The organism is Massilia paldalensis, assembly GCF_044901715.1.
Classification (GTDB): Bacteria; Pseudomonadota; Gammaproteobacteria; order Burkholderiales; family Burkholderiaceae_D; genus Telluria; species Telluria paldalensis.
In genome coordinates this window covers 191771-217268 of the sequence record NZ_JBJCIU010000002.1, presented here as the reverse complement: position 1 = coordinate 217268, position 25498 = coordinate 191771, and the positions used below count along the sequence as shown (strand labels likewise).

Genomic DNA, 25498 nt, shown 5'->3' with positions numbered 1-25498 from the left:
GCGCAGGCGGGGACCCAAGTTCTGCGCGCACCGTCCTACTGCTTGCAAATCGGGTCCCCGCCTGCGCGGGGACGACGCCTTTACTGCCACTTCGCTCGACACCATCAAGGCCGAAGCCTTGGGTGCATCAGAAGCGCTTGTTGTACTCCACGGTCAGCTTGATCGAGCGCGCAGCCTGGTAGGCCGTGTACTGGTTGTACGTGGCGGCGAGCACGTTCTCGTCACCCTCGTCGTAGGTCGGATCCTGGGTGATCGGACGCTGCGAGTTGAACACGTTGAACACATCGACCTTGACGGCGAGTCCCTTGAGCATATTGGGCGCATAGACCAGGTTCAGGTCCAGGCGCTTTTCCCAGGGCAGGCGGCCGAGCGACCCGCGTGGCGCCGGCTTGCCGCCGCAGTAGTAGTACTCGGCGCTGTAGCCCGGGCCGCCGTAGGCGACGTTGTAGGGGAAGCTCGGATCGAGGCCGTTGCCGTTCTCGTCGGAACCGTCGGACAGGTTGTTGGTCCCGAGGCACAGGCGCGGACGGCCGGACTGGATCGTCGCGAAGCCGCCGACCGTCAGTTCCGGCGTGATCTGGTACGCGCCGAAGGCCTTCAACTGGTGCTTGCGGTCGTTCGGCAGCAGGCCATCGCTACCCGGCGCGAATTCCGGGAAATCCCATGCTGCCGAGGTGCCGACGTCGGTCTGTCCGGTGTCCGAACGGGTCTGCCCTTCCATATTGCCCTTGGAACGGGACAGCGTGTAGTTGATCCGCCCGAACCAGCCGTTGCGCATCGGGTGCTCCAGGTATACATCCATCGCCGCATAGGTACGCTTGGCCTTCGGCTCGGCGATCTGCGCCGTGGTGAAGTGCGCATACTGGCCCTTGCCCGTCACGACCGGGTTGCCGGCCGCGTCGTTGCCATCCACCCACAAGGTCACGTCGCGGCCGGGGTTGTAGATGTAGCAGTTGACTGCACCGGGCGCCAGGATGGGGATGCCGTTCTTTTCCGCGAAGTCGAGGATGGGTCGGGTATCGCAGCTGTCGTCGATACCGGCACCCAGCTTGCGGTAGGTGACCCGGCCGCCGAAGTTCAGCTCCGGCGACCATGCCTTGTCGAAGCCGATCGTCAATTCGTCCTGGTAGTTCGGCTTCAGCCCCTGCGCCACGACGGCACGCGGGTCCTTGCGCTGGTTGTATTCACCGTCCGGGGACTGCTGCGTATTGATCGGCACCAGGCCCAGCGGCGCACCGGTGTTCGGATCGACACCGGTATAGGTGAAGTCCTGGTTCAGGTAGGTCGAGCGCGATGCCGCGCGCGCCGCCACCGAAGTCGGCAATTGCAGGTAGTAGCGGCCCAGGCTGCCATAGACTTTCAGCGACTGGTCGCCGTTCACGTCCCAGATCGCCGAGAAGCGCGGCGCCACCTGGCTCTTCATGTCGATGAATTTTTCGCCATCGCCGTTCGAGTTGGAATAGGTGTCGTTGCGCACGCCCAGGGTCAGCAGTACGTTCTTGCTGACCTGCCATTGGTCTTCGAGGTACTGGGCGTTCTGTTTCGCGGACGCGTCGGTGATCGAGCTGAAGATGTTCGAACGGACGTAGTAACCCGCCAGGCCCGAGCCGCCGTAATTGGCGACGACGCCCGGACGGCTGAAGGACAGGGGCACCGAGGTATTGGCGTTGCCGGCGCCGACCCAGCGGTAGCTCCAGCTCACGCCGCCACTGGTCGCGACACCCGCGCCGCTGACGTCGATCTTGACGGAGTCGATACCGGCACGCAGCTTGTGGTCGCCGATCTTGTATTCGATGTCGAAGCGGGCTGCCTTCGTCTCGTCTTCGCCCGGCGTGGCGCGGTTGCCCGGGAAAATATTGTGTGTACGGAACAGATTCGGATCGAGCGCCGGCCAACGGCCGTTGCCACCGGTGTAATTGATGACCGAAACGGTCGGCGGCACGGCGCCGCCCGTATTCTGGCCCGCCTGCTCGTAGACCGTGCCGCGCTCGCTCTTCAGGACGCCGTACAGCGCGGTGATGGTCAGGTCGTCGGTGATCTGGCCGTTGTAGCGCAGCGAGTTCAGCTTGGAACCGGGGGGCTGCGGATAATACGCGTCGGTCGGCCCCATATTGGTCGCCACGGCCGACGAGTACAAGGTGTTGTTCGGGTGGCCGTTCAGGTTGACGATGCCGTTGTTGACGGACTTGTCATCCAGCACGTAGCCATATTTCTGGTAGCGACCGCGATAGTCGTCGCCGGCGCTGGTGAACTCGAGGCGGTGGTTGTCGGTGATGTTCCAGTCCAGCTTGCCGAGCCAGCGGTTTTCCCACGTCCGGTTGGCATTCCAGCCGCTTTCGCCGATCGTCGTCGGGGCGGCGGAACTGGCTGAGCCGACGTAGCTGTCGGTGCCGAGGGTCTGGTCCGCGGCGATGAACATGAACAGCTTGTCGCGGATGATCGGACCGCCGACGTAGCCGCCATACTGGCGCGTGGTGGTCGAGCGGTTGTCGCGGCGCAGGTCGATCTGGCCATCGGTGTCGGCGCCGTTATTGGGGTAGATGATGTTGCGGCGGTTCGCGCGCCATGCGTTCGGCTCGATCGAGTAGGTGGCGCCCGCTTCCCAGGTATTGGTACCGCTCTTCGACGTCACCGCCAGCACGCCGCCGATCGAACGGCCGAACTCGGCGCCGAAGCCGCCCGTCAGTACGTTGGCTTGCTGGATCGCGCCGAACGGCAGTTCCATCGAACCCAGCTGGCTGAGCGGATTCGTGATCGGGAAGCCGTTCAGGTAGAACGCGTTCTCGGACACGCCACTGCCGCCGAAGGAAGCGGTGTTGCCGAACGCCGGATCGCCGCGCGTGGTGTTCGGGGCCAGCAGCACGATGGAAGTCAGGTTCTGCTGCACCGGCAGCTTGTTCAGTTCCTTGGCGGTAAACGTGACGCCGTTGGCGGCCGTGGTGAGGTCGATGCGGCTGCGGCGGCCCGTCACCTGGACTTCCTGGACATTGGTGAACGACGCGTCGACGCCCTGGGCCAACAACACGTCGACTTCGGTGCTGCGCACCACGTTGCCGTTCTGTACCAGGTCCACGCGATAGTGCCCCGGCGGCAGCGACGTCGCCTGGTAGCGGCCGGCAGCATCGATGGATGCCGTGCGGCGCAGGCCCGTTTCGACGTTCGTCAGGGCGATGCTGGCGCCCGGCGTGCCTTCCACGCGGCCGAACACGGTGCCGGTGGCGTTCGACTGTGCGAAAGCGGGCGAAGCAATGCCCAGTACGAGGGCGGTGCCCCCGAACGCCAGGGCGAGCGCGTGGACTACGACAGTTTTCTTCAACATGTGATCTTTCCTGTTCTGTTATCGAAGCCGGCGCTAGCGCCGGCTGCATCTGTTTTCAATCACGAAGCGGTTCATCTCTCATCTCTATCCGCCGAAAACAAACATTTCTTGGCTGGCGGATATGCATGTCATAAAAACATATCCTTTCTTTAAGCGTCAATTTAAAAAATGACACAATATTTACGACAAGAACCGCATTTGTTTGCACTTAAATAGTGCGTGAGAATCCGTGATAATGTGCGAATGCAATACAAAACACGTATTTACGGATATGGAATTGCGCTTGGAAGCGTGAATGCGCAATATCGTGGAAAGTGCGAATGGGGCAATTTGAAGGATTTATTGCATTGCACCCATAATGCTCACGAGGCGTGATGGGGCGCTGAAAATGCACAGCGGTAGCGCATTTTCACCGCGTCGTAGAACGGGTTTTCTCGAAAAGAGCGTTGGAAAGAAACAACGTATTGAGTGGCGCGTTGGCTACCGAGTGACTGCCACGAGCGAATTGAAAAAACGTCTCCGTTAACGAAAACGGGGCGGGCTAGTCATCCACGATGACTAGCCCGCCCCTGTCGGAGACGGTGATGACGGCGCAGGCGCCGTCATCCGTTCAAGCGAAGCTTAGAACGTGTAGGCCAGGCCCAGGCTGTAGAAGCGACCCACGGCGCCCGCCTGGTGCAGCGAGGCGTTGTACGGGGTCTGGACCGACGCGTTGCCGTAGGTGTTGAAGTCGATCGGCGGTTCGCGGTGGAACAGGTTCAGGATCGAACCCTTCAGCGTCAGGTTCGGGCTCAGCTTGTACTGGACGTTCAGGTTGGTCGCGGTGAACGACGACACGCGGCAGAACTGCACCGGCTGCGACAGGCCCTGGAAGTAGGCACGGCCGGTGATGGTCGACGAGCCGGTCGCGCAGTCCGTCGCGCCGACCGACGGGTCGAGCGCCGAGTAGTCGCTGGTGTAGTTGATGGTCGCATTGATGTCCAGCGGACCCTTGGCATAGCCCAGGCTCAGCTGCGCGCGGTTCTTCGGCGAACCGGTTGCGCCCGAGACCACCGACGGACCCTGGGTACCGGCCAGCTGGTAGGTCACGCCTGCGACGGTCTGCTCGTAGCTGAAGGTGTGAGCGATGCTCAGGCCGGCGCGAACCTGGCCCATGTCGCTCGGCAGGCGCCAGCGGTAGTTGACGTCGGCTTCAACGCCGTCGGTCTTGGTCGAACCGGCGTTGATGTACGGCGACTGCGCGTACAGGATCGGACCGGCCGCCGGGGTGCCGACGACGGTGTTCTGGCCCACGCCGGTAGCGATGTCGACCGGGGTGATCGGGCCGCGCACGAAGGTCGGGACGTAGCCCGGATCGTTACCCGCTGCCGTCACGATCTGGTTGTTCACGTCGATCTTGAAGTAGTCCAGGGTGGCGTTCAGGCCCTTGACCGGCTCGACCACGATACCCAGGGTGTACGACTTCGATTTCTCAGGCGACAGGTTCTTGCTGGTCGTCTGGACGTAGGCCGGCTGCAGGCCGCACGCGCCCGGCACGGTGCCGGCGGCGTACTGCTGGCCGGTCGGGCACAGGATCGGGTCGTCGATACCGTTGAACGAGAAGAACGAACCGGCATTGCCCGTCTCGGCCGGGTTCGGCGCGCGGAAACCGCGGGCGAACGTGCCGCGCAGGGCGAACTGCTGGATCGGCTGCCACTTGAAGTTGGCGGCCGGCGTGAACGAATTGCCGTAGGTGTCGAAGTGGTCGTAACGGCTGGAAATGCCCAGTTCCACGTTCTTGATCGGGGTGGCACGCAGCTCACCGAACACAGCGCTGTTGGTTTCCGAACCCATCACGAAGGCCGAGGTGTTGGCGACCTGGCCGTTGGCCGTCAGCGACGAGGCCGGCGCATCCCAGGTACGCTTGTGCCAGTGCACGCCAGCAGCCAGCGACAGCGGGCCGGCGCCCAGTTGCGGGATCAGTTCACGCGAACCGACGGCGTCGAAGTAGTTCAGCTTCGAGGTCAGCGTGTTCGAGAAGCGCGGCGAGACGGTGTCGATGAGGGCTTGCGAGTTACCGCCCAGGACGTTCCACTGGCCGGCGTTGATCGCGCGGTACAGGGCAGCGCGGTCCAGGTAGCCGCTGTAGTCGATGTCGACCTTGACCTTGGTCAGGCCGCCTGCGACTTGCACGTCCCAGCCGAAGGCGCTACCGGTCAGGTCGAGGGCGAAGCGGGTCGAGGTCGAGGTATTGTCCTGCTGGGCCTGGCCGGCGATGCCCGGCACGTAGCCGTACAGGCGGGCGTTGTTCGCGAACGGATTGGTCAAGCCGCCCGCGCCGACGACGGCGCCCGGTGCGAACAGGGTGCTCGGCACGCGGCCGACGCCGGTGTTGAGGACGCCGTTGTTCAGCGTGGTGCTGCCGGCGAAGGTCGTCGGCGAGTAGGTCAGCGGCACGCCGCGGTTGTTGGTGCTGTCACGCTTGAACATCGAGCCCTTGAAGGCCAGTTCCCAGTCCGCGTTCAGCTTCTTGGTCATGCCGACCAGGATGTTCAGGTTTTCGCTTTCCGGCTGGATGAAGCCGGTGGTGTCTTCCACCGCGCAACCGCCGGCGCGGTACAGGGTGTAGTTGCACTTCGGATCCAGGAACAGGAAGTTTGCGGCATTGTTGGCGCCGCCCGTGCCCGACGGGTTGTACAGGAACGGCGTGTTGGCGGCGACCAGGTTGCTGTTCAGCGAGGTCGGGACGCCCAGGGTCAGGTTGTTACCACCGACCGAGCGGAAGTCGCGGCGGTCCCAGTAGGTGCCGGCGCGGTCCGACGTCTTGATCGAACCCTGGTGACGCCATTCGGCGGTGATGAAGGCGTTGTAGCCGTCGGTGTCCAGGTCGCCGATACCGGTGCTCAGCGATGCGCGGTGGGTCTGGCCGCCACCGTGCTGGGTGTCGCCCGACTCGGCCGCGAAGCGGGTGCCGGTGAAGTTTTTCTTCAGCTTGATGTTGATCACACCTGCCACGGCGTCCGAACCGTACAGCGACGAGGCGCCGGACTTCAGGACTTCGATGGTCTCGATGGCGTCGAACGGGATGTTCGACACGTCGACGAAGGAGCGCTGCGAGTCGTCGCCGATTGCGTACGGCGACATGCGGTGGCCGTCGATCAGGACCAGGGTCGAGCCCACGGTCAGGCCGCGCAGCGAGACGCCCGATGCGCCGTTCGCGAATGCGCCGGAGAAGCCGGTGCCCAGGGTGCCTGCGCCGTTGGCGGCCAGGTCGTTCAGCAGCTCGGCGACCGAGGTCTTGCCGCTGCGCTGGATGTCTTGTGCGGTCAGCACCTGGACCGGGGTCGGGGTCTCGGTGTCGGCGCGGCTGATCAGCGAGCCGGTCACGACCACGCGTTGCGGGGCGGTCGATGCGCCGCCGCTTTCGGTGGTCTGTGCCATTGCAGGCGCTACGGCTGCCACCAGGGCACCGCTCGCGACGACGCACGAGACTGCAAACGGCAACGACTTCAATTTGAACGTCATGAAAACTTCTCCTTCTGGATTTCTCTCAAAGTGGTTTCTTCGACTGCATTCGCCACCGGCTCCACAGCGTCTACCGGATAGGGCGTCCCTGCGGCGGAAAATGCGTGGCCGGTGAGCCTGTTTACTGCTGGATACCGCGTTTCCTGCAACTTTCTGGTTGCGTCTTTACCCAATAGGACAAACGCTCTCAATTAACATTGGATGTAAATCAAACGTTACTGATTTATCCATAAAACCATAGTGAAAGTTAAGGTGTCAATAAAACATAGGTCATTGGATACATAGAAACAACACATGCGCCAAAAAGAACAGAGAATGTGTGCTTGTGGTGCATTGCAGCACCAAAGTGGACGAAAAACCGAAGTAAATTTGCTTGACGCATACTGATATGCGGTTTTTGATGCAAGATGGCGCAAAAAGTGTTTTCTGCGGGAATGTGCGATGCACCATGATGAATTTGACAACGCCAGTCTTTACGACTGTCATCGCGGATCACGCGAGAATGTTTGTTCTCTTTATTTGCGGCAACAAGTAGTTTTACATTCGTCGTGACTGTGGCGCGGCGGTCGCGGCCTGGCCCCATGCTTCCTATCGGCGCCGACGCCGATGCCTTATACTTGCCGTTTGTTCCGATCGACCCGCGCCGTCCGGCGCTCGCGCAAAACCAGCGCGCACCCCACTCTTGCCATGCTCCGAATTAACGAACTCAAGCTCCCCCTCGACCATCCCGAACCCGCCCTGCGCGAAGCCATCCTCAAGCGCCTGGGCATCCCCGCCGCCGACCTGGTCGACTTCACGGTCTTCAAGCGCAGCTACGATGCCCGCAAGCGCAGCGCCATCGTCCTCATCTATGCGCTCGACGTGCAGGTGCGCGACGAAGCGGCCGTACTGGCGCGCATGGCGGCCGACCCGCACGTCGGCCTCGCCCCGGACACCGGCTACAAATTCGTCACCACGGCCAAACCGGCGCCAGGTTCGAACCGTCCCGTGGTCGTCGGCATGGGGCCGTGCGGCCTGTTCGTGGCACTGATCCTGGCGCAGATGGGCTTCAATCCCCTGGTGCTGGAACGCGGCAAGACGGTGCGCGAGCGGACCGTCGACACCTTCGGTTTCTGGCGCAAGCGCAAGCTGAACACGGAGTCGAACGTGCAGTTCGGCGAAGGCGGCGCCGGCACCTTCTCGGACGGCAAGCTGTACAGCCAGATCAAGGATCCGAAGCACTACGGCCGCAAGGTGCTGTCCGAATTCGTGAAGTCCGGCGCGCCCGAGGAAATCCTGTACGTCAGCAAGCCGCACATCGGCACGTTCAGGCTGGTCAAGATGGTCGAGCAGATGCGCGCCGAGATCGTGTCGCTGGGCGGCGAGATCCGTTTCGAATCGCGCGTGGAAGACGTGCTGGTCGAGGACGGCGGCGGCAAGCGCCAGGTGGTCGGCGTCAAGCTCGCGTCCGGCGAGACGATTCCCACCCGCCACCTGGTGATGGCGGTGGGCCACAGCGCGCGCGACACCTTCCAGATGCTGTACGACCGCGGCGTGTACGTCGAAGCGAAGCCGTTCTCGATCGGCTTCCGCGTCGAGCATCCGCAGTCGCTGATCGACACCTGCCGCTTCGGCCCGAACGCCGGCAACAAGATCCTCGGCGCGGCCGACTACAAGATCGTGCACCATGCCTCGAATGGCCGCAGCGTGTACAGCTTCTGCATGTGCCCGGGCGGCACCGTGGTCGCGGCATCGTCCGAGGAAGGCCGCGTCGTCACCAACGGCATGAGCCAGTATTCGCGCGCCGAGCGCAATGCCAACAGCGCGATCGTCGTCGGCATCACCCCGGCCGACTTCCCCAGCCAGCACCCGCTGGCCGGCATCGAGCTGCAGCGCGAGCTGGAGTCGCGCGCCTTCGTCCTGGGCGGCAGCACCTACGATGCGCCGGGCCAGCTGATGGGCGACTTCGTCAAGGGCGTAGCCTCGACCGAGTTCGGTTCCGTGATCCCCTCGTTCAAGCCGGCCGTGCACCTGACCGACCTGGCCCCTTCCCTGCCCGACTATGCCATCGTCGCGCTGCGCGAAGCCTTCGTCGCCTTCGACAAGCAGATCAAGGGCTACTACAAGCACGACGCCGTGCTGACGGGCGTCGAGACCCGCACCTCCTCGCCGATCCGCATCAAGCGTCACGACGACAGCCTGGAGAGCCTGAACACGCACGGCCTGTACCCGGCCGGCGAAGGCGCCGGCTACGCGGGCGGCATCATGTCGGCGGCCGTGGACGGCATCCGCGTCGCCGAAGCCGTGGCGCTGTCGATGGTCGCCTGACCGGGACGGCTTTCCTCCGGGCCGACGCTGCCTCGCGCCGGCCCGTCCTACAGCCAGCCGGCCTTGCGGAAGCGCCGGTACATGTACAGCGCGACGCCGACCATGCAACCGATCGCGAACGGATAGCCCCACTTCCATTCCAGCTCCGGCATGAACTTGAAGTTCATGCCCCAGATGCCGGCAAAGGCGGTGAACACGGCAAAGATCGCGGCCCACGCGGCCAGCTTCTTGTTCACCTCGCTCTCGTCGATCGAGACCATCGACAGGTTCACCTGGATCGCCGTGCCGATGGTGTCGCGGATCGCATCGAGGCGGCCGGCGATGCGGATCAGGTGGTCGTGCACGTCGCGGAAGTAATCCTGGGTGCCGGACACCAGCACCGGCACGCGCCCGCCCTGCAGGCGCCCCAGCGCTTCCAGCAACGGGAACACGGCGTGGCGCAGCACCAGGCCCTTGCGCTTCAACTGGTACAGGCGCTCGACGTTCTCGCGCTGGGCGCCGTCCATGAAGATGCGGTCCTCGATGGTCTCGAGTTCCGATTCCAGCATGTCGACGATGGGGAAGTAGCGGTCGACCACGGCGTCCATCAGTGCGTACATGACGAAGGACGCGCCCATGGACAGGAGGTGCGGTTCGCGCTCGGCGCGGGCGCGCACGCCCAGGAAGCCGCGGCCGACGTCGCGCCGGACCGACAGCACGTAATTGGATCCGGCGAAGATCGCCAGTTCTCCCGTGACCAGCTCGTCGCCCTCGAGGTCGACCGTGTGCACGACGGTGAACAGGCAGTCGCCGTATTCCTCGATCTTGGGGCGCTGGTGGCCGCGCGCGGCGTCTTCCACGGCCAGTTCGTGCAGATTGAACTCTTCCTTCATCTGCGCCATCTCGGCGTCGGAGGCGTCGCGTAGCGCCACCCAGACGAAGCAGCCGGGTCGGTCCAGGTAGTCGCTGATGTTCTCGACGGGGATGTCGTCCAGCTTCTTGCCTTCCTGGTAGGCGACGCAGTTGATCAGCATGCGGGTTCTTCGAATGATGTTGTTGCTCGTGAAACAGAGCTTACACCATGATGGGGCATGCATGCGGCGCCGGTGGGCACGGGTCACGCGGGGCAACACGGCTTAGGGTGGGCATCACATGCCCACCATGACCGGCAGCGCGGCTGAACACCGGGGTCAGAGCCCTTTAAAAGAAGAACCGGGCTCTGACCCCTCCGTTATTCGTCTTTGGCCCCGTCGATGCCCAGTTCGGCGATCTTGCGCGTGATGGTGTTGCGTCCGATGCCCAGGCGGATCGCCGCGTCGTTCTTGCGGCCGTGCGTGTGCTTCAGGGCCGTGCGGATCAGCGCCGATTCGAACTGGCGGCCCAGCACGTCCATCACCTCGACCTGGCCGTCGGACAGCATGCGCGCGGCCTGCAGTTCCAGCAGGCCGATCCAGCCGTCTGCGCCGCTGGGCGCCAGCGCCGGCATCATGCCGGGCAAGCCGCCGACCAGCATGCCGTCGGCGCCCGCATGCAGCGGTCCGGCGGACGGCGCCGGCATCGCCACCGCGCCCGGCATCGCCAGCGCCGCCGACAGGCTGTTGGCGCCGGCGCTCGTCTGGGACTGGGTCAGGTCGCGCGGCAGGTCCTTGACCTCGACGGTCTGGCCCGGCGCCATCACGGTGATCCAGTTGCACAGGTTCTCGAGCTGGCGCACATTGCCCGGCAATTCCAGGCCGGACAGGAAGCGCAGCGCCTCCTCGCTCATGCGCTTGGTCTCGACGCCCAGCTGGCGTGCGCTTTGCACCAAAAAGTGGCGCACCAGAATGGGGATGTCCTCGCGCCGCTCGCGCAGGCTGGGGAGGCGCAGGCGGATGACGTTCAGGCGGTGGTACAAGTCTTCGCGGAACAGGCCGTCGCGCACGCGCTGTTCCAGGTTCTGGTGGGTGGCCGCGATCACCCGCACGTTGGCCTTCACGGGCTGGTGGCCGCCCACGCGGTAGAAATGGCCGTCGGACAGCACGCGCAGCAGGCGCGTCTGCAGGTCGAACGGCATGTCGCCGATCTCGTCCAGGAACAGCGTGCCGTTCTCGGCCTGCTCGAAGCGGCCGCGCCGCATCGCCTGGGCGCCCGTGAAGGCGCCGCGCTCGTGGCCGAACAGTTCGGATTCCAGCAAGTCCTTCGGGATCGCCGCCGTGTTCAGCGCGATGAACGGCTGCTGGGCGCGCGGGCTGTGCTTGTGCAGGGCGCGCGCGACCAGTTCCTTGCCGGTGCCGGACTCGCCCGTGATCAGCACGGTGACGTTCGACTGCGACAGGCGGCCGATGGCGCGGAACACTTCCTGCATGGCCGGCGCCTGGCCCAGGATTTCCGGGGTCTCGGTCGGCGCGATCTCGACGCTGGCTTCGCGCAGGCTCTCGTCCAGCGCGCGCCGGATCAGCGCGACGGCCTTGTCGATGTCGAAGGGCTTGGCCAGGTATTCGAAGGCGCCGCCCTGGAACGAGGCGACGGCGGAATCGAGGTCGGAAAAGGCCGTGATGACGATGACCGGCAGGCCGGGATGGGTTTCCTTGACGGCGGCCAGCAGGTCCAGGCCGGATTCGCCGGGCATGCGGATGTCCGACACCAGCACCTGCGGCGTCTCGTGCTCGAACGCGGCCAGGGCCTCGCGCCCGCTGGCAAAGCTCCGGGTGGCGAGGTTTTCGCGCGCCAGGGCTTTTTCCAGCACCCAGCGGATCGATGCATCGTCGTCGACAATCCAGATTGGTTTCATGTAGTTCTGCTTCCCGCGCTAGTTCAAGGGGGACTTCCCGTTCCGCCCTCTCACCCGGTGCTCATGGCAAGGGGATCAGGATACGGAAATCGGTCAGTCCAGGCCGGCTTTCGCATTCGATCAGTCCCATGTGCTGCTGCACGAAGGTCTGCGCCAGCGTCAGCCCGAGTCCGCTGCCGCCTTCGCGCCCGGAGACGAGCGGGTAGAAGATGCGGTCGCGGATGTCGGGGGCAATGCCCGGTCCGTTATCGATGATATGCAAGTCTAATGCCAGCCCGTAACGCACCTTCGCCAGGGTCACCTGGCGTGCGACCCGGGTGCGCAGCACGATCTCGGCGTCGCCCGCCGCGATCCGTTCGCGCAGCGCCTGGGTGGCATTGTGGACGATGTTCAGCACCGTCTGGATCAGTTGCTCCTTGTCGCCGCGGAACTCGGGAATCGAGGCGTCGTAGTCGCGCCGGATCGCCAGGCCGGCCGGGAATTCGGCCAGCACCAGGCTGCGCACCCGTTCGCAGACTTCGTGGATATTGACGTCGCCGACGATGTGCGGGCGGCGGTGCGGCGCCAGCAGGCGGTCGACCAGGGTCTGCAGGCGGTCGGCTTCCTTGATGATCACCTGCGTGTATTCGCGCAGCGCGTTCAGGTGCGCATCCGGCAGCTCCAGCTCGAGCAGCTGGGCGGCGCCGCGGATCCCGCCCAGCGGGTTCTTGATCTCATGCGCCAGGTTGCGGATCAGCTCCTTGTTGGCCTGGCTCTGGTCGAGGATGCGTTCCTCGCGGTCCAGCTTGAGCTGCTGCACGTTCTCGCGCAGCTCGACCACCACCTCGGCCTCGCCGGCGGCGCTGACGATGCTGTGCACCTGCAGCGGCTCGCGTCCCGCCCGCTGCAGCGACAATTCCTGGCGCAGGTCGGCGTACTTGTGGGCGATCGCCTGGCGGCACAGGGCCCACAGGGCGTCGCCGTTGGTGAACAGGCCGGCCAGGCGCTGGCGCGACAGCGACTTCACGGAAATCTCGAGCAGGTGCTCGGCGGCCGGGTTGGCATAGCGCACCAGGCCTTCGGCATCCACCACCAGCACGGCGGACGCCAGCAGGTCGAGGCCTGCAAATCGTTCTTGGGAAGGGAGGGAATCGTTCATCGCAGGCCGTGTTTTCCTCTTGTTGTCGCCGCCTTCAGCGGATGTTGCCGATTTCGCGCTTGAGCGCTTCGATGTTCTTTTCCGAACGGCCGATATCGTCGCGCATGCGCGCCACGCGTTCCTGGTACTTGGCATAGTTCTTCTCGTTGCCCTGGCGCTCGGGCTCGCCGTTGTTGAAGACGGCCTTCAGCTCCGCCAGCTTCTTCTCTTCGGCGCGCAACTCCTCGTTGAGGATGTCGCGGCGGTCGTCGTCGCGCTGGCGCTGGGCATAGCTGTCCACGCGCGGGAAGTTGGCAGGGCTGCTGGCGGCCGGACGGGCGGCGCCCTGGCGCATCGTGTTGCCGCCGCTGGCCGCGGGGGCCGGCACGGCCGGGCGCGTGCTGGGGGCCGGGATATAGCCGGGCAGGTCCAGCGCCTTGCAGCCGGGCTTGTTGACGTCGGTGAACTCCACCCTTCCCTCCTTGTCGACGCATTTGTAGACGGCGTCGGCATGGGCGCCGGGATGGATCGCCAGCACGGCAGCCAGCAAGATGGCCGGGCGCAACATGAAGCGCTTGCTTGTCATTCGCATCGGGTCGGTGCGGCGCGATCGCGCCTGGTTGGGAACCCGACGACTATACCGCACCGGCATAAAAAAACGCGAGGAGGCCAGCCGGCTTCCCCGCGTTCATGTTACCAGCTGGATACACTCCGATGCCATCCCGATCACAGTTTGGCATCGCAGCATGTCCGCCGATTACGACGAGTAGTACATGTCGAATTCGGCCGGGTGCGGGGTCATGCGCATGCGCTGGACTTCCGCCATCTTCAGTTCCAGGTAGGCGTCGATCATGCTGTCGCTGAACACGCCGCCGCGGGTCAGGAACTCGCGGTCCTTGTCCAGGGCTTCCAGCGCTTCTTCCAGCGAGGCGCACACGGTCGGGATCAGCTTGTCTTCTTCCGGCGGCAGGTGGTACAGGTCCTTGGTCGCGGCTTCGCCCGGGTGGATCTTGTTCTGGATGCCGTCCAGGCCGGCCATCAGCAGCGCGGCGAAGCACAGGTAGACGTTGGCCAGCGGGTCCGGGAAGCGGGTCTCGATGCGGCGGCCCTTCGGGTTCGCCACGTGCGGGATGCGGATCGAGGCCGAACGGTTGCGGGCCGAGTAGGCCAGCTTGACCGGGGCTTCGAAGCCCGGCACCAGGCGCTTGTACGAGTTGGTGCCCGGGTTGGTGATCGCGTTCAGGGCCTTGGCGTGCTTGATGATGCCGCCGATGTAGTACAGGGCCGTTTCCGACAGGCCGGCGTAGCCGTCGCCCGCGAACAGGTTCTTGCCGTCCTTCCAGATCGACTGGTGCACGTGCATGCCCGAGCCGTTGTCGCCGGCCATCGGCTTCGGCATGAAGGTGGCGGTCTTGCCGTAGCTGTGGGCGACGTTCCAGACGACGTATTTCAGGTTCTGGGTCCAGTCGGCGCGCTCGACCAGGGTCGAGAACTTGGTGCCGATTTCGTTCTGGCCGGCGCCGGCCACTTCGTGGTGGTGCACTTCGACCGGGATGCCCAGCGATTCGAGGATCAGGCACATTTCCGAGCGCATGTCCTGGAAGCTGTCGACCGGCGGGACCGGGAAGTAGCCACCCTTGACGGTCGGACGGTGGCCGCTGTTGCCGCCTTCGAAGTCCTTGTCGGTCGACCAGGATGCTTCTTCCGAATCGATCTTGACCATCGAACCGGCCATCTCGACCTTCCACTTGACGGAGTCGAAGATGAAGAATTCCGGCTCCGGGCCGAAGAAGGCGGTGTCGCCGATGCCCGACGACTTCAGGTAGGCTTCGGCGCGCTTGGCGATCGAGCGCGGGTCGCGGTCGTAGCCCTTGCCGTCCGACGGTTCAATCACGTCGCACTGCATGAAGACCGTGGTCTCTTCCATGAACGGGTCGATATTGGCGGTGTTCGGGTCCGGGATCAGCAGCATGTCGGATGCTTCGATGCCTTTCCAGCCGGCGATCGACGAGCCGTCGAAGGCGTGGCCGGATTCGAATTTGTCTTCGTCGAAATGCGAGATAGGAACGGTGACGTGCTGTTCCTTACCGCGGGTATCGGCGAAACGCAAATCAACGAATTTCACTTCGTTGTCCTTCAGCATCTGCATTACATCTGCGGCGGTCCTTGCCATTCGTATCTCCTAAAGAAAAAGGGGTGTCGGCGACGCCAACGGGGCGTGCGACAAACGCATATGCTACTAAGCAGAAATTATGCCAGCATTTGTCCATGAGCAAATCATTAATCAATCGTTGGTGGGCTTGGAATTTGCCCATTAAAATCAATGATCCAGCATGGGTGCACGGAATTGATGCAATCCACCGCCAGCGCACCGGCGCGGTGCGAGCGAGGCAGTATGCACCAAGTTGATGCGGCATGCACCAAATGTGCGAGCCCTGCCGCCGACGGATCGCCATGGTGCGTCCGTCTGCACCATACCGATATTTGGGAGGAATCATGAGCAAGACCGAAGACATTCTCGACGCCGCCAGGGAGCGCGCACCGGGCCAGCCGTATGCCGGTGCCGTCACGCCGGCCGAAGCCTATGCGCTGGTGCAGGACGATCCGCGCGTGAAACTGATCGACGTACGCACGAATGCGGAGCGCGACTGGATCGGCCGCCCCGCCATCCCGGCCGAACGCCACGGCGCGGTGCAATGGAGCCTGTATCCCGGTGGTGCGCCGAACCCCGACTTCGCCGAACAATTGCAGGCCAGCGCCGGCAAGGACGACGTGGTGCTGTTCCTGTGCCGCTCGGGCGTGCGCTCGCGCCACGCGGCCCGCGTGGCGACCGAACTGGGCTACCGGAACGCGTTCGACATCCTGGAAGGCTTCGAGGGCGACCGCGATGCCGAGGGACACCGCAAGACGGTGGGCGGCTGGTGCAAGGCGGGGTTGCCCTGGGTGGGGGCGTAAAACGCCGTCGTTCCCGGCATTGCCGGAAACGGCTCCCTGCGCAGGCAGGGCCCAAGTTCTGCAAACGCCGCCGGCTGCTCCAGATTGGGTCCCTGCCTGCGCAGGGACGACGTAGTCAGGCCTGCACGCGCTGGCGCACGAAGTTGATGTGGCTGCGCAGGCCGTACAGCGCATCCGCATAGGCCAGCGGGATCGAGATGTGGTTCACCCGCTCCTCGATCTCGTCCAGGCGGCGCAGCAGCGCCGCGCGCACCTCGTCCCGCTGCGCGGCCGGCGCATCGGCCGGCACCTGTTCCAGTTCCCCTTCCACCGCGCGCAGCTGGCCGTACCAGCGGTACACGCGCGAACGGATCCGCCACACGTACAGCGGCGGCACGATCTTCGACAGCGGGATGATCAGCGCGGCCAGCGCCACCACCACGACCCATAGCCGGTCGAACAGGTTGGCGAGCCAGAACGACAGGTAGCGCTGCAGGAAAGGCGGGCCATCCTTGTAGTACTTGGCCGCTTCCTTCGCCACCGGGATCTCCGTGTAGCGCGGCGACGGGAACTGGCCCTGCTGCTGGAACCAGCCGGCGCCGCCGTGGATGTCGATCGCCGCCTTGACGAACAGGTCGACGAGGGCCGGATGCAGGTCCTCGCGCGCGACCAGCGTGGCCGTCGGCGCGATCAGGTGGAAGTCCTGCGCCGGAATGTCGCGGCCGAGGTCGACGATCCCGCGCGGCAGCACGACGTGCGTGAGGAACGGCAGGCGCCGCGTATAGGCTTCGGCCTGGCGGAAGTCGAACAGGCGGATGCCGGGCGTCTGCAGCAGCATCTGGATCAAGGGGGCTTCCGGCGCGGAGCTGAACACGAGGCCGTCGATGCGGCCGGCCAGCAGCTCCACCGTGGCCGGCGTGTTTTCCAGGCTCGACACCTGCAGGTCCTTCGCTTCCAGGCCGTTCACGGCCAGCACCTGGCGGAACAGCTTGGGCACGCCCGTGCCTTCCGGTCCCAGGTTGATGCGCAGGCCCTTCAGGTCCGTGAGGCGCTGCACGCCGCTGTTGTCGCCCTTCTTGCCTTTCCCTGCCCCGTCGCGCAGGAATAACCACACGGGTTCGGTGAACAGGCTGCCCAGCGAGACCAGGCCGCGCTGCTGCGCATCGTCCTCGCTGGTGGAACCGCTCTGCACGAAGGCGACGTCGGCCTGGCCGTCGACGAGGCGCTGCAGGTTCTGCTCGGACCCGAGCGACCGTTCCAGCGTCACCCGGATGTCCTCGCGCTGGAGGATCGCCGCGTACTTCTTGCCGAATTCCTCGTAGGCGCCGTTCTCCTGGCCGGTGGACAGCAGCACGCGCCGCGGCGGCGCCGGGTCGACCACGACATAGGCCACCACGCAGGCGGCCAGCACCAGCACGATGGTGGGCGCCGACGCGGCCAGCAGGTCGCGCAGCGAGACGAGGCTGAACTTGCGCAGGACCCGGCGGTTCATGCGACCGTCACTGCAGGACTTCCTCCACGGCGGGCGGCTTGGCGCGCGGCTTCGGTGGCGTGTCGGCGTCCGGCGCCGGCTTGCGCGGTGCCGGCGGCACGCGGGCCGGCGCGCGTTCGGCCGCCGTTGGCTTGGGCTTGGCGGCTTCCGCCGCCGGCTGGCGCGCGCGCGGCTCGGCCTTTGGATGGCCTGCTTCGGCGGCCTTCGGATGGTCCGCCTCGGTGGCCTTGGCGGCCGGCTTCGGCGCGGCCGGCTTGGCCGGCACTGCCGGCTCGACGGCCTTCGGCGCCGGCTTGGGCGCTGCCGGCGTGGCTGCCGCGGCCGGCTCCACGTCCGCTTCGACCTCGGCCGCCGCCGCGTCGCCGCCCGTGTGCTCGGTGTCGGTCGCCACGGCATCGGTCGGGCCGGACGGCGCCGCGACGCCCGGGCGCTCGACGTGCGCGCCCGGCACCAGCACGGTGTCGGTCTTCTCGATCATCGGCATCAGGCTCGGGGCCAGCGTCACCAGCAGCTGCACCGGCAAGGCGCTGGTGAAGTCGTAGTTGGCCGATTGCGGACCGTGCACGTAGGCCGTCATGCTGCCGAAGAAGCGCTCGCCGATGTTGAACACGAAGGTCGCCGAGCGGTTCACGTAGCGCGACTCGATCAGGCGGCCGCCGGCGCCGTAGACGTCGAAGCGCTGGTCGCCGGTACCGGTCTTGCCGCCCATCGCGATCACGCTGCCGTCTTCCTTGACGAAGGCGCTCTTGACGCGCTTGGCGGTGCCCTCCTGGGCCACGCCGTGGATGGCGTCGGCGACGGCGCGCGCCACGTCGGGGCTCAGCACCTGCTCGTTCTTGACGTTGTCGCCGCGCTTGACCAGGGTCTCGTACGGCGTGCCCTTGGCGAAGTGCAGCGACTCGACGCGCTGCGTGGTCTTGCGCACGCCGCCGTTGATGATGATGCCCATCAGTTCGGCCAGCGCGATCGGACGGTCGGCCGAGGCGCCCAGCGTGGTCGCGTAGGACGGCACCAGCGAGTCGAACGGATAGCCCATCTTCTTCCACTGGGCGTGGATCTTCAGGAAGGCTTCCACTTCGAGCAGGCCGGCGATGCGCTTGTCCTGGGCGTGCTTGCGGTGGGTCTTGAACAGCCAGGAATACACTTCCTGGCGCTCCTTCACCGACGCGTTCGTGACCTCGGTCCAGCCGGCCTTCGGATGCGTGCGCAGGTAGCCGACCAGCCACAGCTCGAGCGGGTGGATCGAGGCGACGTAGCCGCGGTCGGCGAGCGACATGCTGGCCGGGTCGTACAGCGCGTACATCTTCTCGACCTTGTCTTCCTCGACTTCGTTCTCGGACGGCAGGTTGGCGTGCAGGAAGGCGCTGAACTGGGCCAGCGAGCCTTCCGGATGGATCGTGCGGTACACGGCGGCCAGCTTGCCGGCCTTCGGGCGCACGCTCTGCATCAGCGTCGGCTCGATCTCTTCCGGCGCCTTGCCGCGGTACTTGTTCCAGAAGCGCGCCAGGAAGTCCTTGCCTTCGCGGTCGGCGAAGCGCGACAGGTACTCGGCGCGGCGCGGATCGTCGGCGTCGGCCAGCAGCTGGGCCGAGGAGCCCGGCAGCTGGAACATGTAGTAGCGCACGACGTCGCGCATCAGGCGCACGAACACGAGGTTGGTCGAATTCTGCAGCGCCTGCTGCACGGTCAGGATGCGCGAGTCGTCCAGCTTGCTGAAGTTGCCGAAGGTGTGCAGGCCGCCGCCCGTGAAGAAGGCTTCGCCGGGGTTGCCCGAATACTTGCGCTCCATCGCGGCGGCCAGCATCGGCTTCAGGCCGCGGTCGGCGCCGGCCGGCAGCGTCGTGAAGTACTCGACGGCCCACTGGCTCAGGCGGTCCTTCGGATCGGGCGTGACCTTGGCCAGCTCGCCCTTCGACATCGGCTCGTAGCGCGCATGCAGCTGGTCGACGATGTCGAGGTAGCTCACGAGCGTGCGCAGCTTGGCCGTCGAGCCCAGGTCCAGCTTGGCGCCCTCGTTGATGTCGAGCGGCTGGTCGTAGTTGTCGGTCTGGACGCGCAGGTAGTTGACCTTGTCGCCGCGCTCCATCAGCGTGAAGCTGTACACGACCTTGGACGGGTCGCCGTTGCCGAGCATGCCCTTGCCGGTCAGGCCGGCCGCGGCGGCCGCCTCGTTGTCCGACAGCTTGCGCAGCGCGGCCGTGACGGCCTGCTGGGCATCGCCGTTGAGCGTCGTGACGACGGCCAGGTCGAGGCGGTCCAGGTTGTACAGGCGCGAATCGCCCAGCAGGTTGGCCAGGTGGTTGCGCACCGCGTTGGCGGCCTTGCGGGTGACGAAGGCATTCGCCGCCGGCGGCGCCACGCCCGACGCCTGGGATGGATGCAGCGTGACCTGCAGCGCGGCGTCGCGCAGCGCGGGCGAAATGACGCCGGCCTGGGCCAGCACGCGCAGGTGGCTGTTGGTCAGGACTTCCAGGTCCTTCTCGCCGGCGCCCAGGTAGTAGGCCGGGCGGCGCTGGGCGATGGTCAGCGACAGCGCTTCCTTGTACACCAGCGCCATCTCCGGCGTGACGGTCTTGCCGGACAGGATGCGGTTGACGTCGGCGAACTCGCGTCCGTACCAGACCCACATGCCGTCGCCCACGCCGTTCACTTCGCCGTAGCCCGGCTTGGCCGACAGCGGCACCGTGTTCAGGTATTCGAGCACGATGCGGCGCCGTGCCTTGCCCGTGTTCTCGCCGTCCTGGTAGGAACGCAGCATGGCCGACGCCATCTGGCGCAGCTTGTCGGTGGTGGACGCCGTGCGGCCTTCCGGCGAGTGGCGGTATTTCTCGATCTGGGTGGCGAGCGTGCTGCCGCCGGCCACGCGCGAGCCGCTGCCCAGGCCGACCGAATGCAGCGTCTTGTCGAACACCGCCTTCGAGAAGCGGTCCCATTCGACGGCCGGGTTGCGCTTCGGGTAGGTGGTGTCGAGCAGCTCGCGGTTCTCGATGAACAGCAGGCTCTCGACCAGCAGCGTGGGCACGCCTTCGAACTTGTCGTACAGGCGCTCGGGGAAGCGCGCCGAGAACAGCGGATGGCCGCCGTCGTCCAGGATGTCGAGGCCGGCGCGGGTCTTCTCGTGGTAGGTCGGGTACAGGCCCATGTCGGCCAGCTCGACCATCTTGGGCGACATGCGCGCCTGCGACGCGATCACGTAGTCGCGCGTCTTCAGCTTGGCCAGGTAGTCCGGCAGGTTCGAGTAGCCGAGGCGGTCGTCGTAGGGGCTCGCTTGCGGGAAGCGGATCGCATCGCTCGGCCCCTGCGCCACGCGGTAGTTGATCTTCTTGACCAGGCCGGCGAAGAACTTCGCCTGCATCGCCGAGGTGCGGCTCTCGTAGACGGCGAAGGCCGACGCGGCCGCGACCAGCAGCAGGAGCAGCACGAGGAAGGCGCGCTTGACCTTGCGCCAGCGGCGCCGCGGCGGTGCCGGCGGTTCGTCGCCGGGTTCGGTCGGGACGCCGTCGGCGGCCGGTTCGAGAACGGAACCGAAGCCGGGTTCGACACGCGGCCGCGAACGTGCCGGGACGTCCTGCACGGCGGCCATCGGCACGCCGGCCAGCGCCGGTTCGGTGGGGTGGCCAGGAACAACCAGGTGGCGGATGCGGCGCACGAGGCGGGCGATGAGGCGGGGCCGTCGGAGACGGCGATTACTTTCCATGATGGCTCGACCGGTTTGAATCAATTACTGCGATTGCCGTAAACCTGCTCGCCATCCCGCTACCGGTTCGAGTGATCAGGTCTGCAAAAGTTCACAATGTGGAAGCGACCTCACTCCGGATCGTTCTTCTCATTGTCCTGCTTGGAGACATCATTCCACCACATCAATGTGTCATCGCGGGTCCACATGTGAATTTTTTTGAGCTTGCCCGTCTATTTTCGCAAAAAAACAACGGCTCAGTTTGTCGGGCCGTCCCCGCTCCGCAACGGTACGACCTCGGCCCCCAGCGCATCGAGTCCGGCGCGCAAGTCGGCATAGGCCGGCGCGACGCGGGCGGGGTCGCCCTTCACGCCCAGCTCGATATGGCGCCGCGTCGTCGCATCGCCCACGCTGGGCAGGCTGAAGACGCGCACGCCGGGGTGGGATGCCTCGATCCGTTCCATCAAGGGGGTCAGCACCGACTCCGCCTGTTCGTACACGAGCACCGCCTGCTCGACATGGGCCTCGCGGTGGAAGCGGTCGGCATACAGCGTGTCCAGCACCCAGGCGATCATGGGCGCGGCCATCACGGGAAAGCCCGGCACGAAATGGTGGTGTCCGACGGTGAAGCCGGGGATCTTGTTGTACGGGTTCGGGATCAGGCTGGCGCCGCGCGGGAACTCGGCCATCTTGAGCCGTTGCAGGTTGTCGGGCGCATCCAGGTCCGCTTCGATGCCGGCTTCGCGCGCCGTTTCGCGGATGCGTTCCTGGATCAGCAGGCGCCCCTGCGGATGCAGTTCCAGTGGCACCCCGAGCGCGGCGGCCGCGCACTGGCGCGTGTGGTCGTCCGGCGTGGCGCCGATGCCGCCGCAGGAAAACACGATGTCGCCGCTCGCCATCGTGCGCGACAGCAGCGCCGTGATGCGCGCCGGATCGTCGCCGACGATCTCGGCCCAGGACAGGTGCAGGCCCCGTTCGTTCAACAGTTCGATCACCTTGGGCAGGTGCTTGTCGGCGCGCTTGCCGGACAGGATCTCGTCGCCGACGATGACGAGGCCGAATGCCGTGTGTTCCATCGCTATTCCTTTCGTGTGCAGTGCACAGTGTGACACGAAGCGGCCCCCGCCGCCGCTCCCCTGCCCGTCCCCATCCTTTGCTACAGATTCTCGACAAGTTCGCGACAAAGCCCCCGAAGACCGCGACGCCTGCCCGCTCCTAGAATCGGGCACCCGCACGGGACCATCCAAAAAAAAAGGAGAGAACAATGATGAAAGCAACAAGCTGGAGCGCGCTGGCCGCGGCCGCCATCGTGCTGGCCGCCTGCGGCGGCTCGGACGATCCGGTCGCGCCGCCGCAGGCCACTCCTGCCCGGCCGCCGGTCGCGCAAGTTCCGCAGGTCACCAAGGTCGACGTGCTGGCCACGTCGGCCAGCGGCATCGAAAGCATCGCGTACAAGGATGGGCAGGCCTACCTGGGCCTGTCGAATTCGTCGAGCGCGGGCAGTTCGGTGCTCAGGACGGCGCTACCGCTGAAGGCCGGCGCGACCTGGAGCGCGATGCCGCTGGGCGCCTGCGGCGTCGCCGCGGCCGCCGACACGCCGCTGCGCGCGCCGACGCTGCGCGTGCTGGGCGCGACGCTGTGGCTGTTCCAGCCCTGGTACGACGGCGGCACGGCGGCGGCCGACGAGCACGCGCTGTGCGCGCTCGATACCAGCGCCGGCGCCGGCGCCGGCGCCAGCGCCTTCGTCGCGCGCGACGCGGGCCTGAAGGCCTGCTACGGCGAATTCTGCTCGACGCTGTCGATGACGGACCTCAAGCAGAACGGCAACGTCCTGTACAGCAATGCGGGCGGCGCACCGAACCTGCTCGCCTCGAACGACGGCGGCAACAAGTGGACCGCGGTGCTGGGCCAGCTCGATACGATGATGTGCTACCACCAGTCCTTCGAGGTGGTCGGCGACCGCGTGCTGGTCGGCGGCGAATGCCCGCTCGACATGGCCTACGTGCGCGCCTACCGGCTGCGCGGCGACGGGCTGGGACTGGCCTCGGAACAGGCGCTGCCGGTGACCCTGCCGGACCTGGAAAACCGCAACGTCCAGTTCATCAGCCGCATCGGCACCAGCCAGCGCGTGTTCATCGGCGTCGAGGGCGGCCTGCTGCGCAGCGACGACGGCGGCCAGTCGTTCAAGTTCGTCATCGAGCAGCCGCTCTCGGGCGGCACCAGCTATCCGTACATCGGCCGGCTGCTGGCCATGCCGGACAAGCCGGACACCATCGTGGCCGGCGGCTTCGACAAGGCGACCGGCAAGCCCTACCTGGCCTGGTCGGCGGACGGCGGCGCCAAGTGGACCGACATCTCGGCGCTGCTGCCGGGCTACGCGAACGCGGCCGGACGCACGTCGGCGGCCATGGTGACCTCGCTCGGGCTCGACCCGCAGGGCCGCATCGTCGTGACGGTCAACGAAGAGGAACATGCCAAGGGCAGCGTGCTGCTGCTGACCCTCGGCACGCCCTGAGACGATCGCTCAGGAAGGCAGGTCCGCGGACGGCGCGTCCGCGGCCTTGCCGGCGGCGCGCAGGTCCGCCAGCGCCTGCAGGCAGAAATACTGGAACCACAGGCCGGTGAAGATGAAGATCACCAGGTACAGCCAGATCGACAGCACCGCCAGCACGGGGAACAGCACCACCGACAGCAGCGCGCCGCCGATCCAGACGATGCCCGGCAAGGCGCCCAGCAGGCCCGAGACGGTGCCGATCGCCAGCAACTGGCGCCGGTGCGCGCGCACGACGGCGCGGCGTTCCTCCAGGCTGGCGTGGATCGACAGCGCGTCGTAGCTCATCACGCGCGCCGTCAGCCAGCCCCACAGCGCGGCCTGCACCACCAGCGCCAGCGGCGCCAGCGCGTACAGCGGCACCGTGACGATCCACAGCAGCGCGAACACGACGATCCCGGACACGTTCACGCCCAGGCTGCCCAGGAAGCTGCCGCCCTCCTTGCGCTCCAGCTGGGGGAACTGGACGCGGCTGACGTGGCGCGCGATCGCCGGCATCGCCCCCACGCCGATGAACAGCAGCGAGGTGATGATCATCAGCGGCAGCAGCGCCAGCATCGCCACCAGCGGCACGACGACGTTGTTCAGGAAGCCGAGGCCCAGCGTCCTGAGAATGCTGCCGCTGGTCTGGAACCAGCCGTAGTCGAGGAAGACGCCGTGCAGCCAGTCCAGCAGCGGCTGCATGCTGGCATACAGCAGGCCGCCCCACAGGGCCAGCGACAGCAGCAGGGGCACCACGGACAGCAGCAGCATGCGCCGGGAGAACTGCGAGCGCAGCGCGCGCCCGTAGGCCACCGCGATGGGGCGCATCATTGGGCGGCACCCGATGCGCCATCGGGCACGCCCTCGCGCGCCTTGGCGGCCGGGCGGCGCGAAAACTCGACCATGCGCGCGAGGCCCAGCCACTGCTGGCGCCAGAAGCCGCGGCCGTAGTCGCGGCCGGCGCGCACGCTGCCGTCGGCATTCACGCGCTCGAACTGGTCGCGCACGCCGGTGCGGTGGAAGCGTTCGTCGAAATTCGCCGTGCGGAACAGGATGTCCCAGACCGGCAGCAGCACGCCGAAATTGCAGCCGCCGATGTCGCGCCCCTTCGATTCGTGGCCGATGCCGACCGCGTGGTGGGTGCGGTGGAAGCGCGGCGACACCAGCAGGCGCTCGCCCAGGCGGCCGAAGTGGATGCGCACGTTCGCGTGCTGCAGGCTTTGCAACACGCGCGAGACCGAGACGAGCAGCACGTACTGGCTCGGCGCCACGCCGATCGCCAGCGCGATGCAGGCCAGCACGACGTCGCGCAGCAAATCGTCCAGCAAGTGGTTCCGGTCATCGCTCCACAGGTTCATGTCCTGCTGGCTGTGGTGCAGGCTGTGCAGCGCCCACCACCAGCGGAACTTGTGCTGGCCGCGGTGGAACCAGTAGTCGAAGAAATCGAGCACCACCAGATACAGCAGGAAGCTGGCCAGCGGCGGCATGTCGGCCACCAGCGACTCCAGGTTGAACGGCCGCACGCCCTCCATGCGCAGCATGCCCGCCACGTGGTCCATGACGGGACCCAGCGTGAAGAATACCGCCATCGTGAAGAAGCCGAGGCGGTGGATGAGCGTGTAGACGAAGTCGTTCCAGCGCGCGCGCCGGTCCGCCATCGGCTGGGCCGGCAGCGCCGCCTCCAGCGGGCGCAGCACCAGGTACAGGGCGGCCACCTCGACGATGCCGGCCAGGAACCATTCGACGCCCTCGAAGGCATCCTCGGTGTACTCCCCCATGCCGGTATAGAACAGGAAAGGCTCGACCACGGATTCGAACAACCATCCCTGGAGGAAGGAGAACCAATCGAGAAAATGCTGGATCATGT

16 protein-coding genes are annotated in these 25498 nt (G+C 66.0%); 3 read left to right on the top strand and 13 right to left on the bottom strand.

The annotated features are described in order from the left end of the window. Positions 1 to 127: 127 nt before the first annotated feature. The 3 genes from ACI1V7_RS10760 to ACI1V7_RS10750 all read right to left on the bottom strand — a co-directional run bounded on the left by ACI1V7_RS10760 (position 128) and on the right by ACI1V7_RS10750 (position 7406). Entirely contained in the window at positions 128 to 3319 is a 3192-nt protein-coding gene (locus tag ACI1V7_RS10760) for a TonB-dependent receptor (protein ID WP_404531758.1), read from the bottom strand. A gap of 621 nt (positions 3320 to 3940) precedes the next feature. Then, positions 3941 to 6739: a TonB-dependent receptor domain-containing protein gene (locus tag ACI1V7_RS10755; protein WP_404531757.1), complete on the bottom strand. Its 2799-nt coding sequence runs from the start codon at positions 6737 to 6739 to the stop codon at positions 3941 to 3943. Between the two features lie 331 nt (positions 6740 to 7070). After that, positions 7071 to 7406, bottom strand: coding sequence for a hypothetical protein (locus ACI1V7_RS10750; protein WP_404531756.1), 336 nt, complete (start codon positions 7404 to 7406; stop codon positions 7071 to 7073). A 104-nt stretch (positions 7407 to 7510) separates the two neighbouring features. Here ACI1V7_RS10750 and ACI1V7_RS10745 point away from each other — a divergent pair, with 104 nt between their 5' ends. Further along, positions 7511 to 9130, top strand: coding sequence for an NAD(P)/FAD-dependent oxidoreductase (locus ACI1V7_RS10745; protein WP_404531755.1), 1620 nt, complete (start codon positions 7511 to 7513; stop codon positions 9128 to 9130). A 47-nt stretch (positions 9131 to 9177) separates the two neighbouring features. On the opposite strand, the gene corA is transcribed toward ACI1V7_RS10745, so the two are convergent. The 5 genes from corA to glnA form a co-directional block, all read right to left on the bottom strand. Then, the gene (gene corA, locus ACI1V7_RS10740) at positions 9178 to 10143 is read right to left on the bottom strand and encodes a magnesium/cobalt transporter CorA (RefSeq protein ID WP_404531754.1); all 966 of its coding nucleotides are present in this window, start codon (positions 10141 to 10143) and stop codon (positions 9178 to 9180) included. 197 nt (positions 10144 to 10340) lie between these two features. Then, the gene (ntrC, locus tag ACI1V7_RS10735) at positions 10341 to 11879 is read right to left on the bottom strand and encodes a nitrogen regulation protein NR(I) (protein ID WP_404531752.1); all 1539 of its coding nucleotides are present in this window, start codon (positions 11877 to 11879) and stop codon (positions 10341 to 10343) included. 61 nt (positions 11880 to 11940) lie between these two features. Then, positions 11941 to 13017 (bottom strand): nitrogen regulation protein NR(II), encoded by a 1077-nt coding sequence (glnL, locus tag ACI1V7_RS10730; RefSeq protein ID WP_404531751.1) that lies wholly within the window; start codon positions 13015 to 13017, stop codon positions 11941 to 11943. A 34-nt stretch (positions 13018 to 13051) separates the two neighbouring features. After that, positions 13052 to 13582 carry a DUF4124 domain-containing protein gene (locus ACI1V7_RS10725; protein ID WP_404531750.1) on the bottom strand — a complete coding sequence of 177 codons (531 nt, stop codon included), beginning with the start codon at positions 13580 to 13582 and terminating at the stop codon, positions 13052 to 13054. A gap of 171 nt (positions 13583 to 13753) precedes the next feature. Further along, a complete protein-coding gene (glnA, locus tag ACI1V7_RS10720) occupies positions 13754 to 15169 on the bottom strand; it encodes a type I glutamate--ammonia ligase (RefSeq protein ID WP_290412706.1) in 1416 nt (471 codons plus the stop codon). Between the two features lie 323 nt (positions 15170 to 15492). Between glnA and ACI1V7_RS10715 the strand changes: the two genes are divergently transcribed. Beyond that, positions 15493 to 15951, top strand: coding sequence for a rhodanese-like domain-containing protein (locus ACI1V7_RS10715; RefSeq protein ID WP_404531749.1), 459 nt, complete (start codon positions 15493 to 15495; stop codon positions 15949 to 15951). Positions 15952 to 16066: 115 nt separating this feature from the next. Here the strand turns inward: ACI1V7_RS10715 and ACI1V7_RS10710 are convergent, their stop codons facing one another. The 3 genes from ACI1V7_RS10710 to ACI1V7_RS10700 all read right to left on the bottom strand — a co-directional run bounded on the left by ACI1V7_RS10710 (position 16067) and on the right by ACI1V7_RS10700 (position 22174). Next, on the bottom strand, positions 16067 to 17422 hold the full coding sequence (locus tag ACI1V7_RS10710; protein ID WP_404531748.1) for a TAXI family TRAP transporter solute-binding subunit: 1356 nt from the start codon (positions 17420 to 17422) through the stop codon (positions 16067 to 16069). 7 nt (positions 17423 to 17429) lie between these two features. Continuing rightward, positions 17430 to 21119, bottom strand: a complete 3690-nt coding sequence (locus ACI1V7_RS10705; RefSeq protein WP_404531747.1) for a transglycosylase domain-containing protein — start codon at positions 21117 to 21119, stop codon at positions 17430 to 17432. Positions 21120 to 21355: 236 nt separating this feature from the next. Then, positions 21356 to 22174 (bottom strand): competence/damage-inducible protein A, encoded by an 819-nt coding sequence (locus ACI1V7_RS10700; protein WP_404531746.1) that lies wholly within the window; start codon positions 22172 to 22174, stop codon positions 21356 to 21358. A 188-nt stretch (positions 22175 to 22362) separates the two neighbouring features. Between ACI1V7_RS10700 and ACI1V7_RS10695 the strand changes: the two genes are divergently transcribed. Continuing rightward, a complete protein-coding gene (locus ACI1V7_RS10695) occupies positions 22363 to 23613 on the top strand; it encodes a beta propeller repeat protein (RefSeq protein ID WP_404531745.1) in 1251 nt (416 codons plus the stop codon). Positions 23614 to 23622: 9 nt separating this feature from the next. On the opposite strand, the gene ACI1V7_RS10690 is transcribed toward ACI1V7_RS10695, so the two are convergent. Continuing rightward, a complete protein-coding gene (locus ACI1V7_RS10690) occupies positions 23623 to 24462 on the bottom strand; it encodes an EI24 domain-containing protein (protein ID WP_404531744.1) in 840 nt (279 codons plus the stop codon). Further along, the gene (locus tag ACI1V7_RS10685) at positions 24459 to 25496 is read right to left on the bottom strand and encodes a sterol desaturase family protein (RefSeq protein ID WP_404531743.1); all 1038 of its coding nucleotides are present in this window, start codon (positions 25494 to 25496) and stop codon (positions 24459 to 24461) included. Before ACI1V7_RS10685 ends, ACI1V7_RS10690 begins: the two co-directional genes overlap by 4 nt. Positions 25497 to 25498 lie beyond the last annotated feature (2 nt).

Bases quoted from the DNA above. Each gene is read 5' to 3' on its own strand.
- ACI1V7_RS10700 (WP_404531746.1), bottom strand. From the start codon at position 22,174: ATGGAACACACGGCATTCGGCCTCGTCATCGTCGGCGACGAGATCCTG.
- ACI1V7_RS10710 (WP_404531748.1), bottom strand. From the start codon at position 17,422: ATGAACCGCCGGGTCCTGCGCAAGTTCAGCCTCGTCTCGCTGCGCGAC.
- ACI1V7_RS10755 (WP_404531757.1), bottom strand. From the start codon at position 6,739: ATGGCACAGACCACCGAAAGCGGCGGCGCATCGACCGCCCCGCAACGC.
- glnL (WP_404531751.1), bottom strand. From the start codon at position 13,017: ATGAACGATTCCCTCCCTTCCCAAGAACGATTTGCAGGCCTCGACCTG.
- ACI1V7_RS10745 (WP_404531755.1), top strand. From the start codon at position 7,511: ATGCTCCGAATTAACGAACTCAAGCTCCCCCTCGACCATCCCGAACCC.
- ACI1V7_RS10715 (WP_404531749.1), top strand. From the start codon at position 15,493: ATGAGCAAGACCGAAGACATTCTCGACGCCGCCAGGGAGCGCGCACCG.
- ACI1V7_RS10750 (WP_404531756.1), bottom strand. From the start codon at position 7,406: ATGGGGCCAGGCCGCGACCGCCGCGCCACAGTCACGACGAATGTAAAA.
- ACI1V7_RS10695 (WP_404531745.1), top strand. From the start codon at position 22,363: ATGATGAAAGCAACAAGCTGGAGCGCGCTGGCCGCGGCCGCCATCGTG.
- corA (WP_404531754.1), bottom strand. From the start codon at position 10,143: ATGCTGATCAACTGCGTCGCCTACCAGGAAGGCAAGAAGCTGGACGAC.
- ACI1V7_RS10690 (WP_404531744.1), bottom strand. From the start codon at position 24,462: ATGATGCGCCCCATCGCGGTGGCCTACGGGCGCGCGCTGCGCTCGCAG.
- ACI1V7_RS10760 (WP_404531758.1), bottom strand. From the start codon at position 3,319: ATGTTGAAGAAAACTGTCGTAGTCCACGCGCTCGCCCTGGCGTTCGGG.
- ACI1V7_RS10685 (WP_404531743.1), bottom strand. From the start codon at position 25,496: ATGATCCAGCATTTTCTCGATTGGTTCTCCTTCCTCCAGGGATGGTTG.
- ACI1V7_RS10705 (WP_404531747.1), bottom strand. From the start codon at position 21,119: ATGGAAAGTAATCGCCGTCTCCGACGGCCCCGCCTCATCGCCCGCCTC.
- glnA (WP_290412706.1), bottom strand. From the start codon at position 15,169: ATGGCAAGGACCGCCGCAGATGTAATGCAGATGCTGAAGGACAACGAA.
- ntrC (WP_404531752.1), bottom strand. From the start codon at position 11,879: ATGAAACCAATCTGGATTGTCGACGACGATGCATCGATCCGCTGGGTG.
- ACI1V7_RS10725 (WP_404531750.1), bottom strand. From the start codon at position 13,582: ATGACAAGCAAGCGCTTCATGTTGCGCCCGGCCATCTTGCTGGCTGCC.